The organism is Halobacillus litoralis, from assembly GCF_009856355.1.
GTDB lineage: Bacteria > Bacillota > Bacilli > Bacillales > Halobacillaceae > Halobacillus > Halobacillus litoralis_B.
Window position 1 is genome coordinate 123,343 of record NZ_WMEW01000003.1, and the last position, 21,999, is coordinate 145,341.

16 protein-coding genes are annotated in these 21,999 nt (G+C 48.7%); 1 reads left to right on the forward strand and 15 read right to left on the reverse strand.

Annotation, left to right across the window (positions count from 1 at the left end; genetic code table 11):
• Window positions 1–3: 3 nt before the first annotated feature.
• From pseH to GLV97_RS06765, 10 genes are all read right to left on the reverse strand, one after another.
• Window positions 4–540, reverse strand: coding sequence for a UDP-4-amino-4,6-dideoxy-N-acetyl-beta-L-altrosamine N-acetyltransferase (pseH, locus tag GLV97_RS06720; protein WP_160889351.1), 537 nt, complete (start codon window positions 538–540; stop codon window positions 4–6).
• Window positions 527–1,276, reverse strand: a complete 750-nt coding sequence (locus tag GLV97_RS06725) for a cytidylyltransferase domain-containing protein (protein WP_160839284.1) — start codon at window positions 1,274–1,276, stop codon at window positions 527–529. Before GLV97_RS06725 ends, pseH begins: the two co-directional genes overlap by 14 nt.
• Window positions 1,273–2,340 (reverse strand): pseudaminic acid synthase, encoded by a 1,068-nt coding sequence (gene pseI / locus GLV97_RS06730; RefSeq protein ID WP_160841515.1) that lies wholly within the window; start codon window positions 2,338–2,340, stop codon window positions 1,273–1,275. Before pseI ends, GLV97_RS06725 begins: the two co-directional genes overlap by 4 nt.
• Window positions 2,341–2,348: 8 nt before the next feature.
• Window positions 2,349–3,410, reverse strand: a complete 1,062-nt coding sequence (gene pseG, locus GLV97_RS06735) for a UDP-2,4-diacetamido-2,4,6-trideoxy-beta-L-altropyranose hydrolase (protein ID WP_160889352.1) — start codon at window positions 3,408–3,410, stop codon at window positions 2,349–2,351.
• Entirely contained in the window at window positions 3,407–4,609 is a 1,203-nt protein-coding gene (gene pseC, locus GLV97_RS06740; RefSeq protein ID WP_160889353.1) for a UDP-4-amino-4,6-dideoxy-N-acetyl-beta-L-altrosamine transaminase, read from the reverse strand. The genes pseG and pseC overlap by 4 nt, the downstream gene beginning before the upstream one ends.
• A 13-nt stretch (window positions 4,610–4,622) precedes the next feature.
• On the reverse strand, window positions 4,623–5,564 hold the full coding sequence (locus GLV97_RS06745) for a dTDP-glucose 4,6-dehydratase (protein WP_160839595.1): 942 nt from the start codon (window positions 5,562–5,564) through the stop codon (window positions 4,623–4,625).
• Between the two features lie 84 nt (window positions 5,565–5,648).
• Complete coding sequence (locus tag GLV97_RS06750; RefSeq protein WP_160889354.1) at window positions 5,649–7,133, reverse strand: hypothetical protein; 1,485 nt, start codon at window positions 7,131–7,133, stop codon at window positions 5,649–5,651.
• 15 nt (window positions 7,134–7,148) lie between these two features.
• Entirely contained in the window at window positions 7,149–8,147 is a 999-nt protein-coding gene (locus GLV97_RS06755; protein ID WP_160839291.1) for an SDR family NAD(P)-dependent oxidoreductase, read from the reverse strand.
• A gap of 121 nt (window positions 8,148–8,268) precedes the next feature.
• A complete protein-coding gene (locus GLV97_RS06760; RefSeq protein WP_160889355.1) occupies window positions 8,269–9,510 on the reverse strand; it encodes a surface carbohydrate biosynthesis protein in 1,242 nt (413 codons plus the stop codon).
• 101 nt (window positions 9,511–9,611) lie between these two features.
• Window positions 9,612–10,595, reverse strand: coding sequence for a ring-cleaving dioxygenase (locus GLV97_RS06765; protein ID WP_160839295.1), 984 nt, complete (start codon window positions 10,593–10,595; stop codon window positions 9,612–9,614).
• 236 nt (window positions 10,596–10,831) lie between these two features.
• Between GLV97_RS06765 and GLV97_RS06770 the strand changes: the two genes are divergently transcribed.
• Window positions 10,832–12,226 (forward strand): L-cystine transporter, encoded by a 1,395-nt coding sequence (locus GLV97_RS06770; protein WP_160841309.1) that lies wholly within the window; start codon window positions 10,832–10,834, stop codon window positions 12,224–12,226.
• 65 nt (window positions 12,227–12,291) lie between these two features.
• Here GLV97_RS06770 and GLV97_RS06775 read toward each other — a convergent pair whose 3' ends face one another.
• The 5 genes from GLV97_RS06775 to GLV97_RS06795 form a co-directional block, all read right to left on the reverse strand.
• Entirely contained in the window at window positions 12,292–17,922 is a 5,631-nt protein-coding gene (locus GLV97_RS06775) for a GH32 C-terminal domain-containing protein (protein WP_160889356.1), read from the reverse strand.
• 111 nt (window positions 17,923–18,033) lie between these two features.
• The gene (locus tag GLV97_RS06780; protein ID WP_160839301.1) at window positions 18,034–18,636 is read right to left on the reverse strand and encodes a DUF624 domain-containing protein; all 603 of its coding nucleotides are present in this window, start codon (window positions 18,634–18,636) and stop codon (window positions 18,034–18,036) included.
• Window positions 18,637–18,651: 15 nt separating this feature from the next.
• Window positions 18,652–20,124 carry a glycoside hydrolase family 32 protein gene (locus tag GLV97_RS06785; protein ID WP_160889357.1) on the reverse strand — a complete coding sequence of 491 codons (1,473 nt, stop codon included), beginning with the start codon at window positions 20,122–20,124 and terminating at the stop codon, window positions 18,652–18,654.
• A 22-nt stretch (window positions 20,125–20,146) separates the two neighbouring features.
• Window positions 20,147–21,001, reverse strand: coding sequence for a carbohydrate ABC transporter permease (locus GLV97_RS06790; protein WP_160889358.1), 855 nt, complete (start codon window positions 20,999–21,001; stop codon window positions 20,147–20,149).
• A gap of 4 nt (window positions 21,002–21,005) precedes the next feature.
• Window positions 21,006–21,989: a carbohydrate ABC transporter permease gene (locus tag GLV97_RS06795; protein ID WP_160889359.1), complete on the reverse strand. Its 984-nt coding sequence runs from the start codon at window positions 21,987–21,989 to the stop codon at window positions 21,006–21,008.
• Window positions 21,990–21,999: the final 10 nt, after the last annotated feature.

Consider the following 21,999-nt stretch of genomic DNA (forward strand, 5'->3'; position numbering starts at 1 on the left):
TTCTCATTCGAATGCTCCAGTATATTTTTTAAAGAGGTGCCCTTTCTTTTCCCAATCCGATTTAAGAAGCTCCATCAGATGGACGTCGTGGCTTTTCCCGTGCTTGATCACATGTTCCTTACGGGTACCGACCATTTGAAACCCATGGAACATATTGAGTTTGACGACCTTGTCGTTCCCTTCCATCACCTCAGCCGTCAGCTTATTTAAAGAGAGATTGGTAAAAACATGGTTATATAGATAGAGAGGAAGGATCCCGCCATAGATCCGGTACTTTTCCTCGCCTATGTAATAACCGAAAGTGGCTCGTTTATGGAGGTGATGGATGTCGCTCAGGGAAATAACGCCGACCGGCACCGCATCGATGACGGCCACCCAGTAGAGGTCGGTTTCGGATTGGGAAATGGACTCGAACCAGGCTTGATGCTTTGTTCGGTCACCATCGATATCTGTATACATGTACCGGGTTACAAATGAAGAGGTTCTCCACTTTAAAACCAGATCGAGATGATCTTCTTTCAACCTCTCAAATTGAATCATCAGAATTCTCCTTTTTCTGCTGGATGTGACGGTTGATCCTGCTCCATTCCGGATGAGCCTCCAATAAGGTCAGGCAGTCTTCCAGGCAGAAATGCGGGGTGTCCGGATAAAGGTGCTCAATGATCCTTGCCACCAGTTGGAAATCTTCCTCTGTATCCACCGTCCATCTGTGGCCGCTTTCGTCCCTGTGGTACATCAGATGATTGTGTTTGAACAGACGAGTATCACGGATCATTCCTGCTGTAACGTGTTCTCTTGTATAGGCATCATCGGCAATTAAATGAGAATGGTAGAGGGCTTTAAAGGTGAATACTTCTACATCCAACCCCCTTGGGTACGTCCGGATTTTCGTATTGGATACATACGGATACTGCGGGTAATGATCGAGAAAAAAGGATGTGACGTCATCGATAACGGCGGGGTCCATCAATGGACAGTCACCGGTGATCCGGATCACTACATCCGCTTCGTAATGAGAGGCGGTCATATAAAACCGTTCCAACACGTCCTCTTCTGAACCTCTGAAGCAGGCGGTTCCGATCCGGCTGCATAAGCGTTCAATCTCGTCATCTCCCGGCTTTACCGTCGTACTTACAACAAGCTGGTCGATGCAGGACGCCCTTTGGACACGTTCCACCTGATACTCCAGCAGCGTCTTTCCCCCCACCTTTCTCAACACTTTTCCCGGCAGGCGTGTGGAACCCATCCTCGCTTGTATGACAGCTACGATCTTCATTCATCTTTCCGCCTTCCGGTCAGCATCCGCCAGCTTAACGGGGTGCCTTTAGATATCGCGTAAGGCGCCCGATTCCCCAGGAAAACGTTTTTATACTTAGGGAGAAGACCATAGCCGGGACGGACCGCCCGAACATTCTGATCGGTAAAAAGATCTCCTTTTTTCATATCCTCTGCGATGTAAAGAGACCGCCGGTAATTCTTCGCTCTGAGATCTTCTTGTGTATCTCCGTACGAAATCCGCCCCAACCCCTTCCATACGTTTTTCGATTCTTCCACAAGCTGCTTCATTTCGGAGGGTTCAAGGGAAAAAGAAGCATCCACGCCTCCTTCAGACCTGTCGAGGACAAAATGCTTCTCAATGACCGAAGCGCCGAGCGCCACACTCCCTAAGGCCACACCGATACCAAGCGTATGATCGGAGAGACCGACTGGGCAGGAAAAGGTCTGTGCCATATGAGGGATCGTGGTGATATTGGAATGATCGGGAGGGGCCGGGTAGGTGCTTGTGCATTTGAGCAGAGCGAGCTGGCTGCCTCCGCTTTCCCTCACCGTTTTCACCATATCCTCTACCTCACTCAATGAGGCCATGCCGGTGGAAATAATGACGGGCTTTCCTGTTTTCACGACCTTTTCAATTAAGGAAAGGTCCGTATTTTCAAAGGAGGAAATTTTATACAAAGGTACGTGGCACGCTTCCAAAAAGTCGACAGCCGTTTCGTCAAACGGTGTACTGAAACCAATAATCCCCGCATCCCGGCATTTGTTGAACACCTTCTCATGCCATTCCCACGGGGTTTTCGCTTCTTCATACAGGTCGTATAGCTTCTTCCCATCCCATTTGCTTTGTTTGTCCTTAATCGTAAAGTCCGGACGGCTGCTGGAAAGCGTCATCGTCCCCGGCTTATACGTCTGAATCTTTAATGCATCGACTCCGCATGCAGCCGCGTGGTCCACCATTTCCAGCGCTTTTGCCAGCGATTGGTTATGGTTGCCGGACATTTCAGCAATGATAAACGGCGGATAACCGCTCCCTATGTGTCGTCCATGGACACTGAATGCCATCGGGGATCTCAACCCTTCTTCCCCCCTGAGGATTCAGGAGAGTTATTCCAATTTAATAAACAATCCGCTGCACGACCAGGCCGGTACGCTCCCATGATGCGGGAAAATCGATCAGCCATTTCCCGGGCGGCATCCGGGTGTTGAACAAGTGTTTCAACAGCGGCTCTCAAACGATCCACATGCACTTCTTCCGCCTTCCCCACATATCGAATGGCCTGCTTCTTTTTAAGGGCATCGATGGTTTCCCTTTGATTAGCGGCTGTCTGGATGACAACCACCGGGAGATTCATATAACAGCACTCCCAGATGGATGAGCCGCCGGCTCCTATGACGAGGTCAGCCTTTTCCATCAGCTGTGCCATGTGACTGGTCTGCACATGAAGTGTCATGTGCGGAAATCGGGAAGCGTACTGCTGGATGGTCTGTCTCTTCTCATTCGCTCCACCGATGACAATGGTCACAGTCAGAGCAGTCAAATGTTGAACGGCTTCCATCGCTTTCATCGTCTGTCCTGAAGGGTCCGTGCCACCGAAACTGATCAGGAGATGGCGGATCATGCTCCTCCGCCTCTGTCCTGCCTGGAGAAATTCCTTTCTAAGAAGAAGGTATTCCGGACCAAGAAGCTGGACGGCCGACGGAGGCACCCATTGGTTATACCGTTCATGCAGGTTGGTATAAGCATTCTGATCGAGCAGTACATCACAGAGATGCGGCCGGTCAGCCAGATCATCAATGACCATCAGCCTTTTCACCAACGGCTTCAGAATCTTTTCCCACCTGGCGTCCAACTGGTAATGGTCCACAATCAGCCAGTCTACCGGGGGCAGGGATTGAAGCAGCTCTTTCGTCTGTTCTGCGTCCTTTGTAAAGGAAAATTCTCCGTCGTCCTCCAGCAGATGAACAGGAAAAGACCGATGCTCCGCCATTTTCCTAAGTCCCTCCGGACAACTCCGGCATATAAAAAACACCTCGGACCCGCGGTCCCGGAGCTCTTCCGCCAGGGTCAGACAACGCATCATATGCCCGGTCCCCCACTGGACCGATGCGTCGGCCCGGACCGCTGCCCTCATGAACCAGATCCACCCTGATAATAGTTCAAAACTTTGCGGACGGCTTCTATGACATCATCCAGATCCTGCTGGCCCATGGCGGGAAAAAGGGGGAGTGTGAGGAATTGTTGATACAGCTTTTCCGCCGTTGGACAACAGACCTGATCATAGCCGTGCTTCTGGTAGTATGGGTGCTGATACACAGGCATGTAATGGACGTTCACTCCGATATTCTCAGCCACTAATGCTTCAAAAATTTCTTTCCGCCGATCCGTCAGTTCTTTATCAAGCTTAAGGATATACAAGTGCCAGCTCGACCGGCCTCCCTGTTCTTGAAAAGGGACCGTAACGCCCTTTATATTCCTGAAGGCCTTGTTATAATAGTCCGCATAAGCCTCCCGCATCAATGTGAAGCTATCCAGTCGATCCAGCTGGCTTTCTCCGAGAGCGGCCTGTATATCAGTCATCCGATAGTTGAATCCGAGGAACTGCATTTCATATTCCCATGGCGCCCGTTCCTTTATATAATCAGGTGCGTGTTTCGTAATCCCATGGGTGCGGAATTGAACGAGCTTTTTGTACCAGTCTTCATCATTGGTCGTAATGATTCCACCTTCCCCGGTCGTTACGGGTTTGACGGGGTGAAAACTGAACATCGTCATATCACTGACCGCCCCGATTTTTTCATTACGGTAAGAAGCCCCCAGGGCATGGGCAGCATCCTCAATGATCACGAGGTTATATTTGTCGGCCACTTTTCTTATCGCGTCATAATCGGCCGGCTGTCCGGTGAAATCCACAGGAATGACCGCTTTCGTCCGCTCGGTAACAGCGGCTTCGATATGTTCCGCTGTAATTAAATAGGTGCGGGGATCCACGTCGACGAAGACCGGCGTTCCACCACAGTACAAGATACAGTTGGCACTGGCAGCAAAGGTAAGGGGTGAAGTGATGACTTCATCTCCCTCCCTGATGCCGGCTGTAAAACAAGCGGCATGTAATGCTGCTGTCCCACTCGAAAAGGAAACCGCGTATTTCGCCCCCGTACAGGCTGCGGTTTTTCTCTCAAAACCAGCTACGGCAGGTCCTGTCGTTAAATAAGGACTATCCAAAATCCGTTCCACGGCCGCTTTGTCTTCCTTGGAAATCCACTGCCTTCCATAAGGCAGAAACAAATCACGTACAGGCTTTCCCCCAAATACAGCAAGCTTGCCTCCCACCTGCCCAACTCCTTTACATGCGGTTGGATTTGATCCATTCCTCTGTCCGGCGGATGCCTTCCTCCAAGCCTACTTCAGGCTCCCAGCCAAGGATCTTTTTCGCTTTGGAATAATCACATAACAACTTGGAAATCTCACTTTGCGGATGGATGTGCTCGATATGAGTAATGGATGTACGCCCATCGGCAATCAGTTCAGCCAGTTGATTCACCGACACATCACGGCCAAGACCTGCGTTCAAAATTTCCCCATAGGCTTCCTCATGGAGCCCGGCTTCCACCACAAACCTCGCACAATCCTCGGCATAAAGAAGATCCCGGGTCTGCTCACCGTTTCCATATATCTGAATCGGATCTTTATTCAGCTTCTTCTTTATGAAAATAGGAACAACCCCGCCTTCGCCCCCTGTCTTTTGATAGGGACCGTACGTGTTGAAAGGGCGTACGATCGTGACAGGCATCTGATACGCATGATAATAAGACAACACCATGTTTTCTGCGGCAATTTTAGAACCGGCATAAGGGGAGGCGGGTTTCACCGGATCCTCTTCGGTAATCCCCTGCGGATTGGAAGCTTGATCATAAACCATACACGTGCTCATAAACACGAACTTCACGTTGTGCTTTCTGCAGCTTTCCAGCAGATGAAAGGAAGCAACGGTATCGTTATAGAACGTTGTTTCCGGATCGTCAATGCTGTCCTGGACATTGATACTTGCTGCCAGATGATAACAGATATCCATAGAGTCATTGACGACCTGTTCAATCACCTCTTCCTTACGGATATCATCGTGATAAAAAGCTTTGAAACGTTTATGGGAAAGGAACTCCTCTATGTTTCCCACGTCTCCGTTCGACAAATTATCAATCACCCAGACGTCGTGCTGATCTTCCAGTAATTTCTTCACGACCCATCGTCCGATAAACCCTGCTCCACCTGTAACGAGTACGTTCAGAAGACTCCCTCCTCCTTAAAAAACGGCATTCCTATATACATATATTGCTGGATAGCCGCAGGTATGTAAAAAAATCACAGGGCATCATCTGTTCATAAGCCCTGTGATAAAGGATAAAAGCCGCCCTTCCGCGCCATTGCCGAGCGGATAGGCGCGCTGTTTGAAGGATGTCATCAACGACTGATCCCGGGCCGTCACCGCCCCACGCTTACAAAAAGCCTTGACCAGCCCTGCCAGAAGGACAGGGTCATCCTGTTTCAATCGACCCAGCAGGTCAAAATAACCGCTGTACCCATAATAATTGTTATTGAGGATAAATACCGGCTTTCCAGCCATAAGACCTTCAAGGCCGGTCGTTGAATGGTAACAGACCACAGCGTCCGCGAGCTGGATCAGGTCACTTAACGGCTGATTTTTGGAATAAAAGGTGGAAGGGAATTTTTTGGTCAGTTCATGAGGGGTATGGTCAGGAAAATCTTTAATGATCATATTGGCAGGGTTTGAAATCGTGAGATCCCTCAGAAACGACTCCCACTTTTTCATTTGATTGTTTCTCCGTACAACGATGAGCAGGTTTTTCTTATGGAGGGGAAGACCTAGGTTTTGTTTGAGCCTGGCTTTATTGGCCTTTACTGCTTTGTATACTTCATCAAACCGAGGGTGTCCCATCATCACGACCCTCTGTTCCGAAACGCCCCGGGATGTGAACCATTGCTTCTCATAATGTCCATAGACCAGTTTATAATCAGTGAGGCACGGAAGATATCCGAACGCATCGGAAATGATGCCGTGCTGCAGGGCAGCTACAGGAACGTGATGAACAGCTCCTAAAATAGAAAAGATCCGGGACTCCATATACTGCGAATACGGAACAATGACACACCCCACTTGTTCCCGCTGTAAGAGAGCTCCGATTTGTTCCACCCGGTGAACGACCTGGTCAATCTGCTTCATCAAAGTGGTTTCAAAGTAAGGAATGCTGTACACCGGGTGGCCTTCTGCCTTTTTACGCTCCAGAATCCCCCTGGCTTCTTTCTGGAGACGCAGCACTTCCTTATTTACGTCCACCTTGTATTCATCAAAATAACGGGGAGGAAGAACGGGGGATACCTTCTTTTTCCCGCCCGGCGTTCTCTTCACTAACACCGATTGATCCAGTGATTTGACCGTCGGCTTTTTTCTTTCTTTTTTCGGACCAGTATTCCGATCGACGAGATACAGCGTGTCGAAGGCCCGGCTGAATTTCAATAAAGTGGAAGATGGAAGTCTGAGAAGTCCATATCCGTCATATAACACGAGTTTCTTTTTCTTTCCACTTGATTTTTTCTTTTTAAACCGGGCTTTATAACTGTCAAAACGGTGCTGAACAACCCGCGCGTCTGTTACATGGTTGCGCAGGAAAGAAACCCACCCCTTCTGCTGGTAGATTTCTGTAAGTCCTTTATTGCCCTGTATCAGCCCTCTGTAGTAACAAAGGTAGGGAATGCTGTGCCCTTGATAATGAAGGGATTCAAAATCATCCAGAAAGTCCAGATATACCGACCAGTATTTTTGTTCAATAAGATCCATGGCCGCTTTCCTTCCTTAAATTAAATTCTGTTTCTGAACAATCCTGCGCAGGTCTTCTTTGGAGACCGGGTTCTGGTCACTTGAACTGTACGTTCTGACTTGAGCTCTTACGGCATCCGGATAGGTCCGCTGCGTCTCCCCTGGAATGACGTACATATCATCAAATTCCCACGCGGTGGTGGATTCTTCAAAGGTCATCAATTCCTCATACATTTTTTCGCCCGCTCTTAACCCGATCTCCTGAACCGTGATGTCACAGGGGTTCAATCCATACTTGATGCATACTTCCTCCCTGACCACTTCGATGAGATCCTGAAGAGAAATCACCGGCATTTTCAGAACGAAAATTTCTCCTCCCTGGGCTCTGGTCAGCGAACGGATGGTTAAGGAGGCTGCTTCATCAATGGTCATCATGAACCGGGACATCCGGTCATCCGTCACGGTAATCCGTTTCTTTTCTACCATCTGTTTCACAAATAGAGGAATGACAGACCCCCTGGATCCCATGACATTTCCAAAGCGGACACTGGCGAAGATCGTATCTCCCTCGGATTTATTCTGATCCGACGATAAAAGGAGACGTTCAGCGATCAACTTCGAGGCCCCGTACGTATTTGTCGGAGATATCGCTTTATCTGTACTGGTAAATACGACTTTTTTGACACGGCGGGCCTTCGCTGCCCGCACGACATGCCGCGTCCCTGCTATGTTCGTCAAAACCGCTTCGTAAGGATTGTTTTCACAGAAGGGGACATGCTTCATAGCCGCCAGATGAAACACATAATCGACGTCAGCCATAGCATCATAGACGGTTTCATAATGACGGATGTCTCCGAGGATAAAACGTACGCGCGTATCTGATTTTATTTCCTTTTCCATTTGGTACTGCTTATATTCATCACGGCTTAACACCTTGATATATTTAGGGGATTCCTTCAAAAGTGCGGTCACAATCCGCTTTCCGATTGTGCCCGTCCCACCAATCACCAGAATGCCCTTATCTTTATAAAACACTCTCTTTCTCCTTCCCTCGTATCTTTCTACCTGGTCATGCTTATGTATATGCTATTTTTATAGAAAGGTGAAAATAATAGATAGAAACCCAGCAGGACCGGTTTTTCCCCGAGTCCACGGATTACAGGGACTCGAGGAGGTATAACCGATCCGACAAAGGGTGGATACGATAGAGAGGGTTCTCTTTGGTAAGCTTGTTCAGCCCGGTGAAGAAGCGGTCAATTTCTTCTATTGAAAAGGATGGGAATAACCGTTTCATCTTTTCCCGGTGATCTTTGACGAAACGGACTCTTTTTAATGAAGGAATAGAAACCTCTGCCGGCTTCTGGTTGTTCAACACGTTCAGGATAGCCGCACAGGCGGAAGGAACAGCCGGATGACCATAATAACGGAAAAATAGATCGGGAAGTTCAGGCTTTGTAGACTGTTGGAGGATTTTTATAACTTCGTTGTCTGTGTACGCATGAATACTCAGCCGATCGGGGAAATCCATCATGCCTGATGGATGAGTGACCGGCTGGTAGGAAATGACGGGCTTTCTCAGCACTACTCCTTCAATGCCGGTCGTACAGCCATTGTGAATGACAGCCTCTGCAGCGAGAATCCAGTGAATCACACTGCCTTCGCGGAGGATGTGAATATTAGTGAATCCTTTAAAAGCTTCCTTATAAACGTCGAGGCTTTCCCCCGGATGGGGGCGGAAGATCACGTTTTTATCAGGATAGGTCCGGCTTAAAATACGAGCCAGCTGAATAAAAGAATGACAGAGTCTTTTTATTTTCTGCGTTTCCGGCAGAGCGGGGTTTTCCCTTAAACCGCCTCTCGGATTGTAAAACGTAAACCGGGTATTGATGAGGAAATAGGAGCCGTAAACCGCCTGAATGGCTTTCACATCCGGGTCATACAGTTCTCTATAGACTTCATTTAACAGGTCGAATCTCGGGTTACCGGTAACCGTACAGCGGTTCCCCATCTCAGGATAAGCGTTTGTCAGGACCTGTTTTTGATGCTCTCCCCAGCAGCACACATGATCGAGCTGGTCGATATGAGCCTTCCTCATCCGCTGCCTGATGTACCTCGAAGCGTCTGGGATGAAGAGCCCCTCTTCATCCAGTTCCACGATTTTATGATGATATTTCTTTAAGGATTCCACCACTCTCCGGGCATACCCTTTCGGATAACCTTTGGCAAGGAAAATACCGGCCGGCAGCTTTTCGGCTGCCTGCTCCACCATCCGGTGCTCCCCAATCACGACATGGTACCCATGATTTACAGCATGATAGGCGAGCAGTAACTTCGCATCCTGTTCCCTCACTTTGGTTTCGATCGGTAGATACAGCCACTTACGACTTCTGCTCCTCATAGCGCTGCCCCCTGACATGTGAATAAAACATACGTATGTAACCATCTCTATTCCTATGCTGAAAAAACCCCGGGGTGCACGTCCCCCGGAGTTTTTGCCGTTCATTCGTATTCTTTTTCGATGGTCTTTGTACTTCTGACGGTATCTATCGGCCGGACGTAGTTCTCAATCTCCTCACGCTTCGGCTGCAGCTTCGGTGGGAGGGAGAGCATTTCACCCAGGGTTTCATACGGCTCATCACCCATAAAACCAGGCCCGTCGGTCGCAAACTCGAACAAAATCTGCGGGGCTGCCTTCGCATAAAGAGAACCGAAATAATGACGGTCCACAAAACCGGACGTACGGAAACCGAACTTCGGAAGATGGTCCATCCATTCTTCGAGCGCCTTACGGTCATGCACGCGGAAAGCCGCATGGTGGACCGTTCCGAAGCCCTGCCGCGCATCCGGGAGGACAGCGTTGTATTCGACAATCACGGCAGCTCCGTTTCCACCTTCCCCGACTTCGAACCTCGTAAAGGCTCCTTCTTCTGCGGTTTGGCGGAAACCCATCACTTTCCGGAGCATTTCCTTGAAGTAATCCGCTTTATCTACGCGGACATACAACGGGCCTAATCCAGTAATCGCATACTCATGTGGTACAGGTCCATTCTGCCATGGAATCCCGGCGGCCACCCCTTCGTCTTTTTCATCCGAAATTAATTCATACGACTGATCATCGAAGTCGACGAACGGCAGAACCTTGTTCCCAAACCGCTCCTGAATCCCCTCGTGCTTCACATCCAGACGGTCAAAGCGTCTGACCCAGTAATCCAGAGCGTCATCGCCGGGCACCCGGAACGACGTTGTCGAAATTTCATTCGTTCCATGAGATCCTTTCGGGATGCCCGGAAAATCAAAAAACGTCATATCCGTCCCGGGATTTCCCCGATCATCCGCAAAAAATAAATGATACGTTTCAATATCATCCTGGTTGACGGTCTTCTTCACAAGACGCATCCCAAGCACATAAGTGAAGAACTCATAATTCTTTTCCGCACTGCTGGTAATCGCGGTGACATGGTGAATCCCTTTCAGTTCGTTCATGTCCATTCCTCCATTTATTTGTTCATCCGTTTGAAATTATCTCAGTTTCAAGATAAATATACCTTGCAGATAGTCAGATGTCAAATCCACTGTTCTCAGTCAATCTCAACCTCTCATAAGTTAGATGTAGAAAGTTATGGAAAAAGCATTGACTTTTAGTGAAAAATTGGATACTTTATAAACCTTAGTAATTTTATCAGTTTTATAGGATAAACCATTAAAGGAGGTCTTTTTTTATGGAAACATTTCTTGTTCTTTTGAACATTGTACTTATTTCAGCTCTTATATTCGTATTGATCCGTATGCAGCAGAAACACGTCTCCTTCAGTAAGCGTGTCTTCAGCGGTCTTGGTCTCGGTGTGCTGCTTGGGGTTTATCTGCAGACCGTATTCGGTGCCGACTCTGCCGTCACCTCCCAGACAACAGATTGGTATAACATCGCCGGACGCGGCTACGTGAGGCTGTTGATGATGATCGTCATCCCGTTGATCATGGTTTCGATCATCCAGTCCATCATCAATTTAGAAAAAACATCAGAACTCGGACGCATTTCCCTCTGGATTATCGGAACATTAGTCGGAACAACCGCCATCGCCGCCCTTGTCGGTATTGGAAGTTCCTTTGTCTTCGATTTGAACGCCAGTGAGATTGAAGCCGGCCAGGCCGAGTCGGACCGCGGAACATATTTGGAAGAAACGCTGACAGAAGTTCAGGATCTGTCCACACCTGAAAAGATTCTGGAATTCATTCCGGCCAATCCCTTCCTCGATATGACCGGTGATCGTGCCACGTCCACCATCGCTGTCGTCATTTTCTCTGCGATTGTCGGTATTGCTGTTCTCGGTGTGCGCCGCAAGCAGCCTGAACATGCCAAAACCTTCATCAATGTCGTCAACGCTTTTTATGCAGTCGTCATGCGTATTGTTACCCTCGTTCTACGCCTGACACCCATTGGTATTCTTGGTTTGATGGCTACAACGGTTGCCCAAACCAATATCGCCGGTATTTTAGAGCTTGGTAAATTCGTCCTCGCCTCCTATGCCGCCCTTGCTGTCATGTTCATCATCCATCTGGTTCTGATCGGAGCGTTTGGTTTGAACCCATTTACGTATTTGAAAAAAGTTCTTCCGGTTCTCACCTTCGCGTTCACGTCCAGATCCAGTGCCGGAACGATTCCATTAAATATATCAGCTCAGAAAAACAGCCTTGGTGTTGATGAAGGAGTTGCCAACATGTCGGCGTCCTTTGGAGCAACGATCGGGCAGAACGGCTGTGCCGGCATCTATCCAGCAATGCTGGCCGTGATGATTGCACCGTCTGTCGGAATTGATCCACTCAGCCCAGGATTCCTCGTGCAGCTTGTGCTGATTGTCGCCATCAGCTCCTTTGGTGTTGCAGGTGTCGGAGGCGGAGCGACCTTTGCTGCCTTGATTGTTCTTTCTTCCATGAACCTGCCTGTCGCACTTGCGGGACTGCTCATTTCCGTAGAGCCGCTGATTGACATGGGCCGGACGGCACTCAATGTCAACGGCGCTATGACATCAGGGACATTGACTTCACGTGTCTTGAAAAAGTTGAATATCAAACGCTTCAACGATAAGGAAGCCGTTGAAAAAGATATTGCTGTTTAAACCAAAAAAGGTTCTGCTCCCAAGAGGGGCAGAACCTTTTTCTTATCAACCAACGGTTTCAGGATCTAGGACAAATGGTGTTCAATCACATCCCGCACCTGTTTTCCAGTCGCATGTTTATTTACCCTCTTCATGACAAACCCCTGGACTTCCCCATAGTCAGACTCATCTTCCGCTCCGGTTTCTTCAATCGCATACTGAACAAGGAACGGAAGCTGTTGATCAGTCAAGGTATAGTCTTTCTTTTTCAAACGAAGTTGATCCAGAAGGAAACCCAGCATGTCCGCCCTGATCAAGTCCAGCTCTCCTTTGCCGGCTGCCTGTTGTTTCTTTACTTTTTCATAAAGATCGATTTTCTTATCTAAATCTTTACTGGTGGTTAACGGCATATCTTTCAACTGTTGAAAAAGTTGAGCCTCCTCACTTAAGGCTGTGGGCACATTCACATCATCCACGTTGATATGTCCCCATCCACCTGTGGCCCGGTCAGTTACGCGGATCAACAGCTGCTCTCCGATAAACTCGGAGGCATCCCATTCGACACGGCGGTAGGTTTCTGCATTTCTTCCAGTGGCCTCTTTCAGCACTTGATCGTCGGAAGCCCTGACGAGTGCGACGGACAGTTCTTCGACATTTTTTCCTCCACCGATTAGAAAATCAATTTGTCCGCTCCCGGAGAGTTCAAATACTTCGGACTCCATCACACCAGTAGCTGCATCTCCGCCGGCAGCATCCAGGAATCCCCACAAGTGGAAGCGTTCGAGATCTGTGGAATCCTCCGCCTGACCAAACGGACCGCCCCATCCCCAGTCCTGTTTTGCTGTAATATGGGCATCCGAGAAAGCGTCCCCCTCCACAACATTCCATCCCGATAAATCACCATTTTGAAAGTCATGGTTCGGCAGTTCCCCATGAGGAGGTACCGTCGGCTGCTCCTTCTCATACACCGGTTCGACTTCACCAAATGCTCCGTTCAATTCCCATACGTCCATAGAAACAACTTCCACTTCTCCCCCTTCACTCCAAAGTTCAATGCCGAGGGCGTCATAACTCGTTGGATAAACACGGGACGTTATACTCTTCTGCTCATTGGCATAGGCTTCAACCATGGAACGATCCAGATAAACGTGGAGATTCCAGTTCCCGTCTTCCAACAATAGCTCTCCACCTTGGATTCCCTTGCTGACATCAGGATTCAAACTGGAGTCGTTCCGGTCAATCGCAAAGTGCTCTTCTGATTGATCATAGAACAGCAGGGTTTCTTCCCCGCTTTCCTTACTCTGCCGAACCTTCAGTCCTGCTTTATCCGCCTCTTTCATATCGATCTCGAGAACAACCTCCAACAAATCTCCTTCTACATCCTCTATCTGTTCATTTGCCTGCTCCATCGACTGATTCTTCATGGAGACAAGCTGGCTGCCACGCAGCGTTTCCAGCTCTTCGATCGGTTTCAATCCAAGATCCCCCCTACGACTTAGAGAAAGTTCAACGGGAAGGCCGGCATTATGAGCCCATCCAGCATCATAATGTTCCTGCTCGCTTCGCTTATCCTGGGCGATGCTGAATAAAAGCGGTGTGCCATCCTCATCAATCATGCCGCTTGGACCTGTGAAGTGCTCTCCATAATCAAACTGCCGCGGTTCTTCATGATCCGGTACAAATTCCAGTTTGGCCGCATCCCATGTCCCCACCCAGTAGAACGTATATTTCACATTGTGAGGGCTGTAGCCGTCAAACCATGGATTGATAAAGAAAGCATACTTTTCTTTTCCTGTGTCATCTTTACCGATCGGAAGGAAGACCGGAAGTTCCCACACATCCCCGGTTTTCGGATACGTTTCCGAATCTCCTGTGAAAAACGGTTTTTCATACGTCCAATTCTTTAAATCCTTGGACGAATACAACAGAGCCGTCCCCCCGACTTGATCAATTCCGGATCCCATTAATTGATACCATGTATCGCCGTCTTTGAAGACGAACGGATCGCGGAACTGCCCATACATGACCTCCCCGTCTTCTGCGGGCAGATTTTCCTCCTGTACAGTGACAGGCTCATCCAGCATCCGCCAGTCTTTCAATAAGGGATCCTCTGGATTCTCACTGACGGCAAGACCAGTCATCTGGTTCGGGAATCTGCTGTCATCACCGGCCGTGAAGAATAAGTAAGGTTCACCGTTATCCACGACAGCACTTCCGGACCAAACCCCGTCCGGTGCCACCGATCCTTTCTCCGGTGCCAGAGCCTCCGGCATTTCTTCCCAATGGACGAGATCCTCACTCACCGCGTGCCCCCAGTGAATCTGATGCCAATACGGTCCTTGAGGGTTCTTCTGATAAAAGATGTGGTATTTTCCACCAAAATAGAGCGGGGCATGCGGTTCATTCATCCAATGCTCAGGCGGCATGAAATGATACTGTGGACGATGCTGATCCCCGGCATAACGGTTACGATCCCAGTACAGCTCCGGTTTAGGAAGTTCCCCTCCCTCCATACCGCCGACCGTATCATCAAAAGATTTTTTCAGTTGTTCGGTCGTTTTAGCTTCATTGGAAATCTTCACGTCATCCATCAATCCGTGAAACATGTTGGCTTCAAAAACCCCGTTTAAGAGAGCGGCCTTGTTATGCTTTCCTATGAGTAAATCTTCTTCGGATGAGGCAAGAGAACCGGATGGCGTCGATGATTCTCCGACAAGTTCACCATTGATATAGACGCGCAGCTTCTGCTCACGATGGTCAAATACACCAGCGACATGAGACCATTGATCTTTTTCAATCATATGGTCACCGGAATCCACTTCCACCCATTCCCCTCCAATGCCTGCCTTGAAAGCCAGAACTCCGTGACGACCCATCCCGAGCACATATCCTTCCTTTTTCCCTGGATCGTGCTGATTGACGATGGCCGACACCTGATTCAGGTCCCCCCATTCATAGGATCTCGGGGCCACCCAGCCCTCAACCGTTAAAGCATCTTCGGGCTGAATTACATCCTCTGCCTTCTGCGTCACCCATGTGGAGTACCCATCAAACAACAGCGCATTGTCCTTTAACCCTTTCCGCCATAATGGGTCGGAATCTGCTTTATATTCAGCCTCATTAAATACATAATGGACGGGATCTACTTCGCTGCTGACAGCTTCTTTAGTGACAGCCCCCTGCTCCTCATCAAACGGATAGTGGACGAGTGTGCCGGTCTGGTTGACCTGGAAATGATCGACATTAATATGTCCCCACCCGCCGGCGGCGCGGTCCACAATTTTCAGGTATACCTCTTCTCCCCTATAATCGGAAGCATCCCACATAACTTCGTGATAGGCCTCGCTGTCTTCCCATTTTTCATTGGAAGCTTTAATCAATTCCTTATCATCCGAAGCTCTCACTAAGGCCACATACAGTTTATCAGGATTGTTTCCACCACCGATTAAAAAGGAGATTTCTCCTGTGCCTGACAAGGTGAAGACATTGGAATGCAGCACACCTGTCTGGTCGTCCCCATTTCCCAAAGCCCCCCACAGATGGTAATCCCCGTTATGATTAAAAGGGCCTCCCCAACCCCAATCCGTCTGGTCGGTGATACTTTGATCAGTAAAGGCCTCTCCTTCCACTGCGGTCCATCCCGTAAGATCACCAGTTTCAAAGTCTCCATTGATCAGCGTGTTGGTTTCCGGACTTCCTTCATGGTAAACCTGGAAGTCATCCACATTCAGATGACCGAACCCTTCTGTATGAAAATCCACCACTTTGATATAAAGGGTTTCACCTATATAATCAGAAGCATCCCAGGAAACACGCCGATACTTTTCATCATCGGCTCCTGTAGCTTTAAACAATTCCTTCCCATCTTCAGCACGGACAAGGGAGACATACAGCCGGTCAAGATCCTCACCACCGCCGACTAAGAAGTCCACTTTCCCCTGTCCGGACAGTGTAAAGGGAGCGGACTGAAGCGTCCCTGTACGAAAGTCGGAATCCGGAACATCCTCCGAAAATCCCCACAAATGGTAGTCCCCTTCATGATCGAAGGAGTTTCCCTCCCAATACGTCTCTACTTCGGATACACCTGAGGAAAACGCGCTTCCGGCCGCTGTCCACCCGGTCAGATCCCCTGTTTCAAACCCCCCGTTTTCCAAAGTTTCCGGAGAAAAGGCCGGCACTTCGTCCAAAGCTTTTTCGGAAGGAGCTGATTTCAGAGGAGTTATACGCAGCATGGTCACCGCTGCTTCTCCGTTCCGGCTGTAAGCATGGAGTTCTGACTGGGATGTATCTCTGAAAATCTGATCGGTCCATACCGACCTTCCGTTATCTGCGAACATTTCAATCGAATTCCGGTCAATGATGATAGACAGGTCCACCGTTCCATCCCCGCTTTTCATCGGTCCGTTATGAACAGCTGCGAAATGCTCAGAAAAATCACTTTCCCCTGAAGCTGTTCGGTCAAGAGCCATTTTTTCCTCTTCTGGAAATATGGAAATCACCGTTTCCTCTCCACTTTCATTCGTAAGCTTCAGTCCAAGTTCTGAAGCTGTTGTCTTTTGCATATCAAAGGATGCTTCAATTTGGATGAGATCCTCCACTTCACCAAACGATTTCTCCCCGCTCAACGTTTGTTGTTCCCACTCCTTTCCTTCCTCCTTCAACTGACCAAACTCCTCTGCCGGCTGCTGCTGGATGCTGTACGTTCCTCCTCCCTCGTCCAGGAGAGTCAACTCACGTGGAAGGGACATGGTACCCCTGGAACCGTCGGAGGGAATTTCCTGTCCATACTGCCAATTGTTCATCCATCCGATCAGCACGGTTCTGTTCTGTTCTTCAGGTAGATTGTTCCATGTGACCCCGGCATACATGTCTGACCCAAAATCAAAAGGAACAGGTCCTTGTTCGGACTGAAACTGTGAACCGTTGAATTCACCGATATAATATTCCATCCCTGAGCCGCCTGCTTCGGCACCTTCACTGATGCTGACTATCAAAGCCCATTTATACTCATTTTCCTTTCCTTCCACTGGGAGCCGTACAAGGTCCGGGCACTCCCAGACACCTTCTCCACCGCTTGGGCGCTCGAACGTATCGACATGATCCCACGTCTTTAAATCTTTCGACTGATAGAATTCAATGGACTGTCCTCCGGAAAGAAGCATCACCCATTGTTCAGTTGCTTCATGCCAGAATACTTTTGGATCCCGGTACACATCCTTCCCCTCAGGCCTGTCAATCACAGGATTGCCCTCATACATGGTCCATGACCTTCCTTTGTCATGACTGTAGGCAAGACTCTGGATCTGACCGCCATTTTTCTCCTGCGTAAAAAGAGCGACCATCGGTGCCGTTGACCCGTTCTTAAAGCCCGAGGTATTTTGTTCATCTACAACAACACTCCCCGACCAGATGAATCCTTTCTCATCTGGAAAAAGAGCTGGAGAAAGCTCCTTCCAGTTGATGAGGTCTTCACTGACGGCATGCCCCCAATACATAGGCCCCCACACATTACCAGCAGGGTTGTGCTGATAAAACAAATGGTATTCCCCATCGTAATAGACGAGACCATTGGGATCGTTCATCCAGTTCTCATCCGGGGAATAATGAAAAGCAGAGCGATAGGCAGACGTTTCCGCTGTCACCACCGCCGGCAACAGCACACCCATTACGAAAAAAAAGAACAACACAAATACAATCTTCGGGAACCTCCAAGTCAATCGAATTCCTCCTTTATTTTGTAAGCGCTGTCATTTTGTTATAAAAATTTTTCATTTATCATCACATTACACGTATACAAAAGGAGACGGCTCACCACCGCCTCTTTCTGATTATGAAACAGCATCCAAACGCAGTTGATTCGTAAACAAAGCCACTACCAAGAAGAGAATAAGGTTCACAGAATAGAGAGGTAAAATCCCTGGGACATACCGGATGCACACCAACAGCAGTACGATCCCGGTGGACAATGAAACAAGCCGGCCCGGATAGCACATGAGCAGATGAAAGGCGCGTCGAAGCGAAGGCATTGTCTTTTCACCGCTGCCCAGCGGGAGAAGCGTCAGCATAAGCAGAAGAAAAAGGCCGGACATAAGAAAAATGGTGCCGCTGACAAACAGGTAAAATAGAATTCCCTGAAACTGCAGACTTGTATATAAGTTCAGACCAAGGAGAATAAAGACGAGGGATCCTCCTGTAAAAACCGTATTGGAAGAAAAGAAAGACTTTCGATAGATACGTCGGAAATAGGAAAGCGACGCCGGCCGCTCTCCTGCCACCCACTCCTTCAATAAAGCTGAAGCAGCAGCTGAAGCTGGAAACACGCCGAAAACGAGCAGCCCTGCCATGCTGAATGTCAGCCATAATATGTTGAGAACAGCCAGCCGCATCAGCCAGTCACAGCATTGATAAATAACAGCGCCGGTTCCTTTCATGAATATTCTCTCCTTTCAGGAATGGTTTTCTGCCCAGATCGAGGGCCGTTGATCAATGACCATGTCCTTCACGGCCGCATACCCTTTTATACTTTCCAGCTTCATGAGGTGGGACAGGCCGGTTTGAGGAAAGTACAGATTTGTCATACCGATCTCTCCAGTATTTACAAACATTTCCACTGACGAAAAATCACAAACGACCGTCAAGGTAACCTCATCGAGACTGCCAGCTATGTCAGCTGTGCATACGGCAGCGTAATGGTCGGAAAAAGCAGGCACACATTCATCCCGGACCACATACGCCCTTCCTTTTTCGACACCAAAGCGATATCCGCCTTCACCCGTATGAAAAACCGTACCTTCCACATGGGAGTCTGCCTGGAGCTCCAAGGTGATTTTCCATACAAAGGGGGCATCAGGCTGTGATTGAATGTGCGGAGATCCAGGGAGCAGTTGAACCCCGCTGCCTGGAGCGCTGTTGTCCATAGATTGGATCGAATCAGCCACCGGCATCTGCTTCAGCACACTCTTCCCGGAAACCTTTGTAAGCATCAGTTCTCTCGGGAGGGTCATCGCACTTCTCCAAGGATAGGTCGGTACGTCGTTGGCGTACTGCCAGTTACTCATCCAAGCGATAATCACACGCCGGTCACGAAGGTCTGAAAAAGACTGGGCAGCATAAAAGTCTTTCCCGAAATCAAGCCACTTGACTTCATCCTGCTGCTGGTCAGGGAAAAAGGCAGACCCGTCAAAAACTCCCGTAAAATACTGTGTCCCTGAACCTCCGCATGGTCCTCCGGCATCAATGCCGATCATCAGGACCCACTCTTCAACTCCAGTCTTTTCATTGATCATAGGAAACAAATCAGGGCACTCCCATGTCCCTTTCTGTTCTCCCCACCCTTCCCCAAAAGAACTGGCAAAGGTCCACTGCTTTAGATTTTCCGATGTAAACAGCTGCACCTGTTTTCCAGCAGCTAATACCATCACCCATCGGGAAGAGGACGAATGCCAGAACACTTTCGGATCACGAAAGTCTGCAATGCCGGGATTCTCCAGTACAGGATTTCCGTCATATTTAGCCCACGTCCGTCCACGGTCTTTACTGTAGGCAATGCTCTGCCGCTGAAGGTCACCATCAGCACTTGTATAAACAGCGACCAGTCCTTTACCTCCGTCAAAAAAACCGGTGGTATCCTCATGATCAACCACTGCACTCCCTGAAAAAATCATCCCCTGCTCATCCGGATGCAGAGCGACAGGCAGGTGCTCCCAAGTCACCAGGTCCCGGCTTACCGCATGTCCCCAGTGCATCGGCCCCCACTGTGTACTGTACGGATGGTATTGATAAAACAAATGGTACTCTCCCTCAAAGTAGACGAGTCCGTTCGGGTCATTCATCCACATCTGCTCGGGTGTAAAATGGAGGTGAGGGCGGTACTTTTCTTTATAATAGCCATGGGCCGGCATCGTTTCGTAATGTGTCATAACGGCTGCACACTCCTTCCTGTTAATTCTTCGAACCTGTATGAGTCAGGCCCTGAACATAGTAACGCTGTAAAAACGTGAAAATTAAAAGCATAGGAACCGTTGCAATCGTAAGAGCTGCCATGACCTGCCCCCATTTAATCGGCGGTTCGTTCATGAAGTATTGAAGGCCGATCTGAATGGTACGCATGCTTTCATCCGATGCCACAACAAGCGGCCACAGGAAATCGTTCCAATGATTGATGAACAGCACAATCGCTACGGTTGCAAAAACCGGCTTCGACAGCGGAACAATAATCCGGAAGAAAATGCCGATCTGTGAGCATCCATCAATTTTAGCTGCCTCTTCCAGTTCTTTAGGGAAATCAAGAAAGAACTGTCGGAAGAGAAACATCGCAAAGGCATTCGCGATAAACGGCACGATTAATCCTGTGTAGGTATTCACCCATCCGAGATCATACACAAGAACATACAATGGAAGGAAAATGCTCTCCGGCGGGATGATTAAAGTAGCGATGATCACCCCCAGCCAAAAACCAGCCAGAGGAAACCGGAACCTTGCAAGAGCGTACCCTGCCATCGAATTTACGACCAGTCCGAACACGATAATGCCTGTCGTATAAATTAGACTATTGATGATATACCGAAGCAGATCCACACGTTGGAAAGCTGCGATATAGTTTTGAAAATAGCCGCCTTCCACTTCACTTGGTGCTGGAGGCAGAAAAGCCTGCAGAGACTTCATATCCTTGAAAATCTGAAACTCGTTTTTCAAAGATGAAACCAGCATCCAAATAAGCGGGAATAAAAATATAAAGGTCAATAGAATTAAAGACGTATACAAAACTACGGTCTGCATCTGTTTTTTCCTTTTCATTTCCCTACCCCCTCTCTTCCCGGACAAGGACCCGCTGAACAATGGTGATCACAAGGACAATAACGGTAAAGACGACAGCCATCGCCGAAGCATAACCGACATCACGATAGTTAAAGCCAGTTTCATAGATATGGTAGACGAGAGACTTCGTAGAGCCGAGCGGTCCTCCCTGTGTCATGATCATCGGCTGGACAAGGAGCTTAAAAGCAGCAATACTGATGGTTATGAAAATGAATAAGGCAATGTTTTTCAGACCGGGCAGGGTCACATGCAGAAACTTCTGCCAGCTGCTTGCTCCGTCAATATCAGCCGCTTCATACAAATGATTGGGGATATTTTGAAGGCCGGATAGAAAAATCATCATTTGAAAACCAGCGCCCTGCCACACAGACATGACAATAATCGAATTCATCGCTTGATCCGGGCTGGTCAGGAATGGCTGCGGCTGGATTCCGACTAAACCAAGGAGCTGGTTGATCAGCCCTTCATTCGGGTTGTACATAAAGGTCCACAAAATCGATACAACAACTAAAGACATGACGACTGGTGAGAAAAAAGCGGTTCGAAAAAATACCCGGAAACGGATTTTTTTGTTAATCAGCAGTGCAAGGACCAGCGCTACAGCCAGTTGAACCGGTACAACAATCACCGAAAAATAGACTGTATTCCAAAAGGCCTGCCTGAACTCTGCATCCTGCAGAATGTATGTGAAATTTTCCAGGCCGATCCACGAGATATCGTCCGGCTTTAAAATATAAAAGTCTGTGAAGCTGTAATAAAAGGCTGCCCCCATCGGGTACAGGAGAAAGACGCCCAGAAGGATCAAAGCCGGAGCAAGAAAGAAATATCCTGTAACGGCTTCCTGAAAAGCTTGAGACTTCCTTCGTTTCTGTTTCTTAGGGGATGGTACTTTCTGCAATGGCCTGCGGGTGTGAGACGGCGTGCGATCACTGGTCAGGGATTTCGCTGAGGAACTGTTCCCACTCATGGATGGTTCT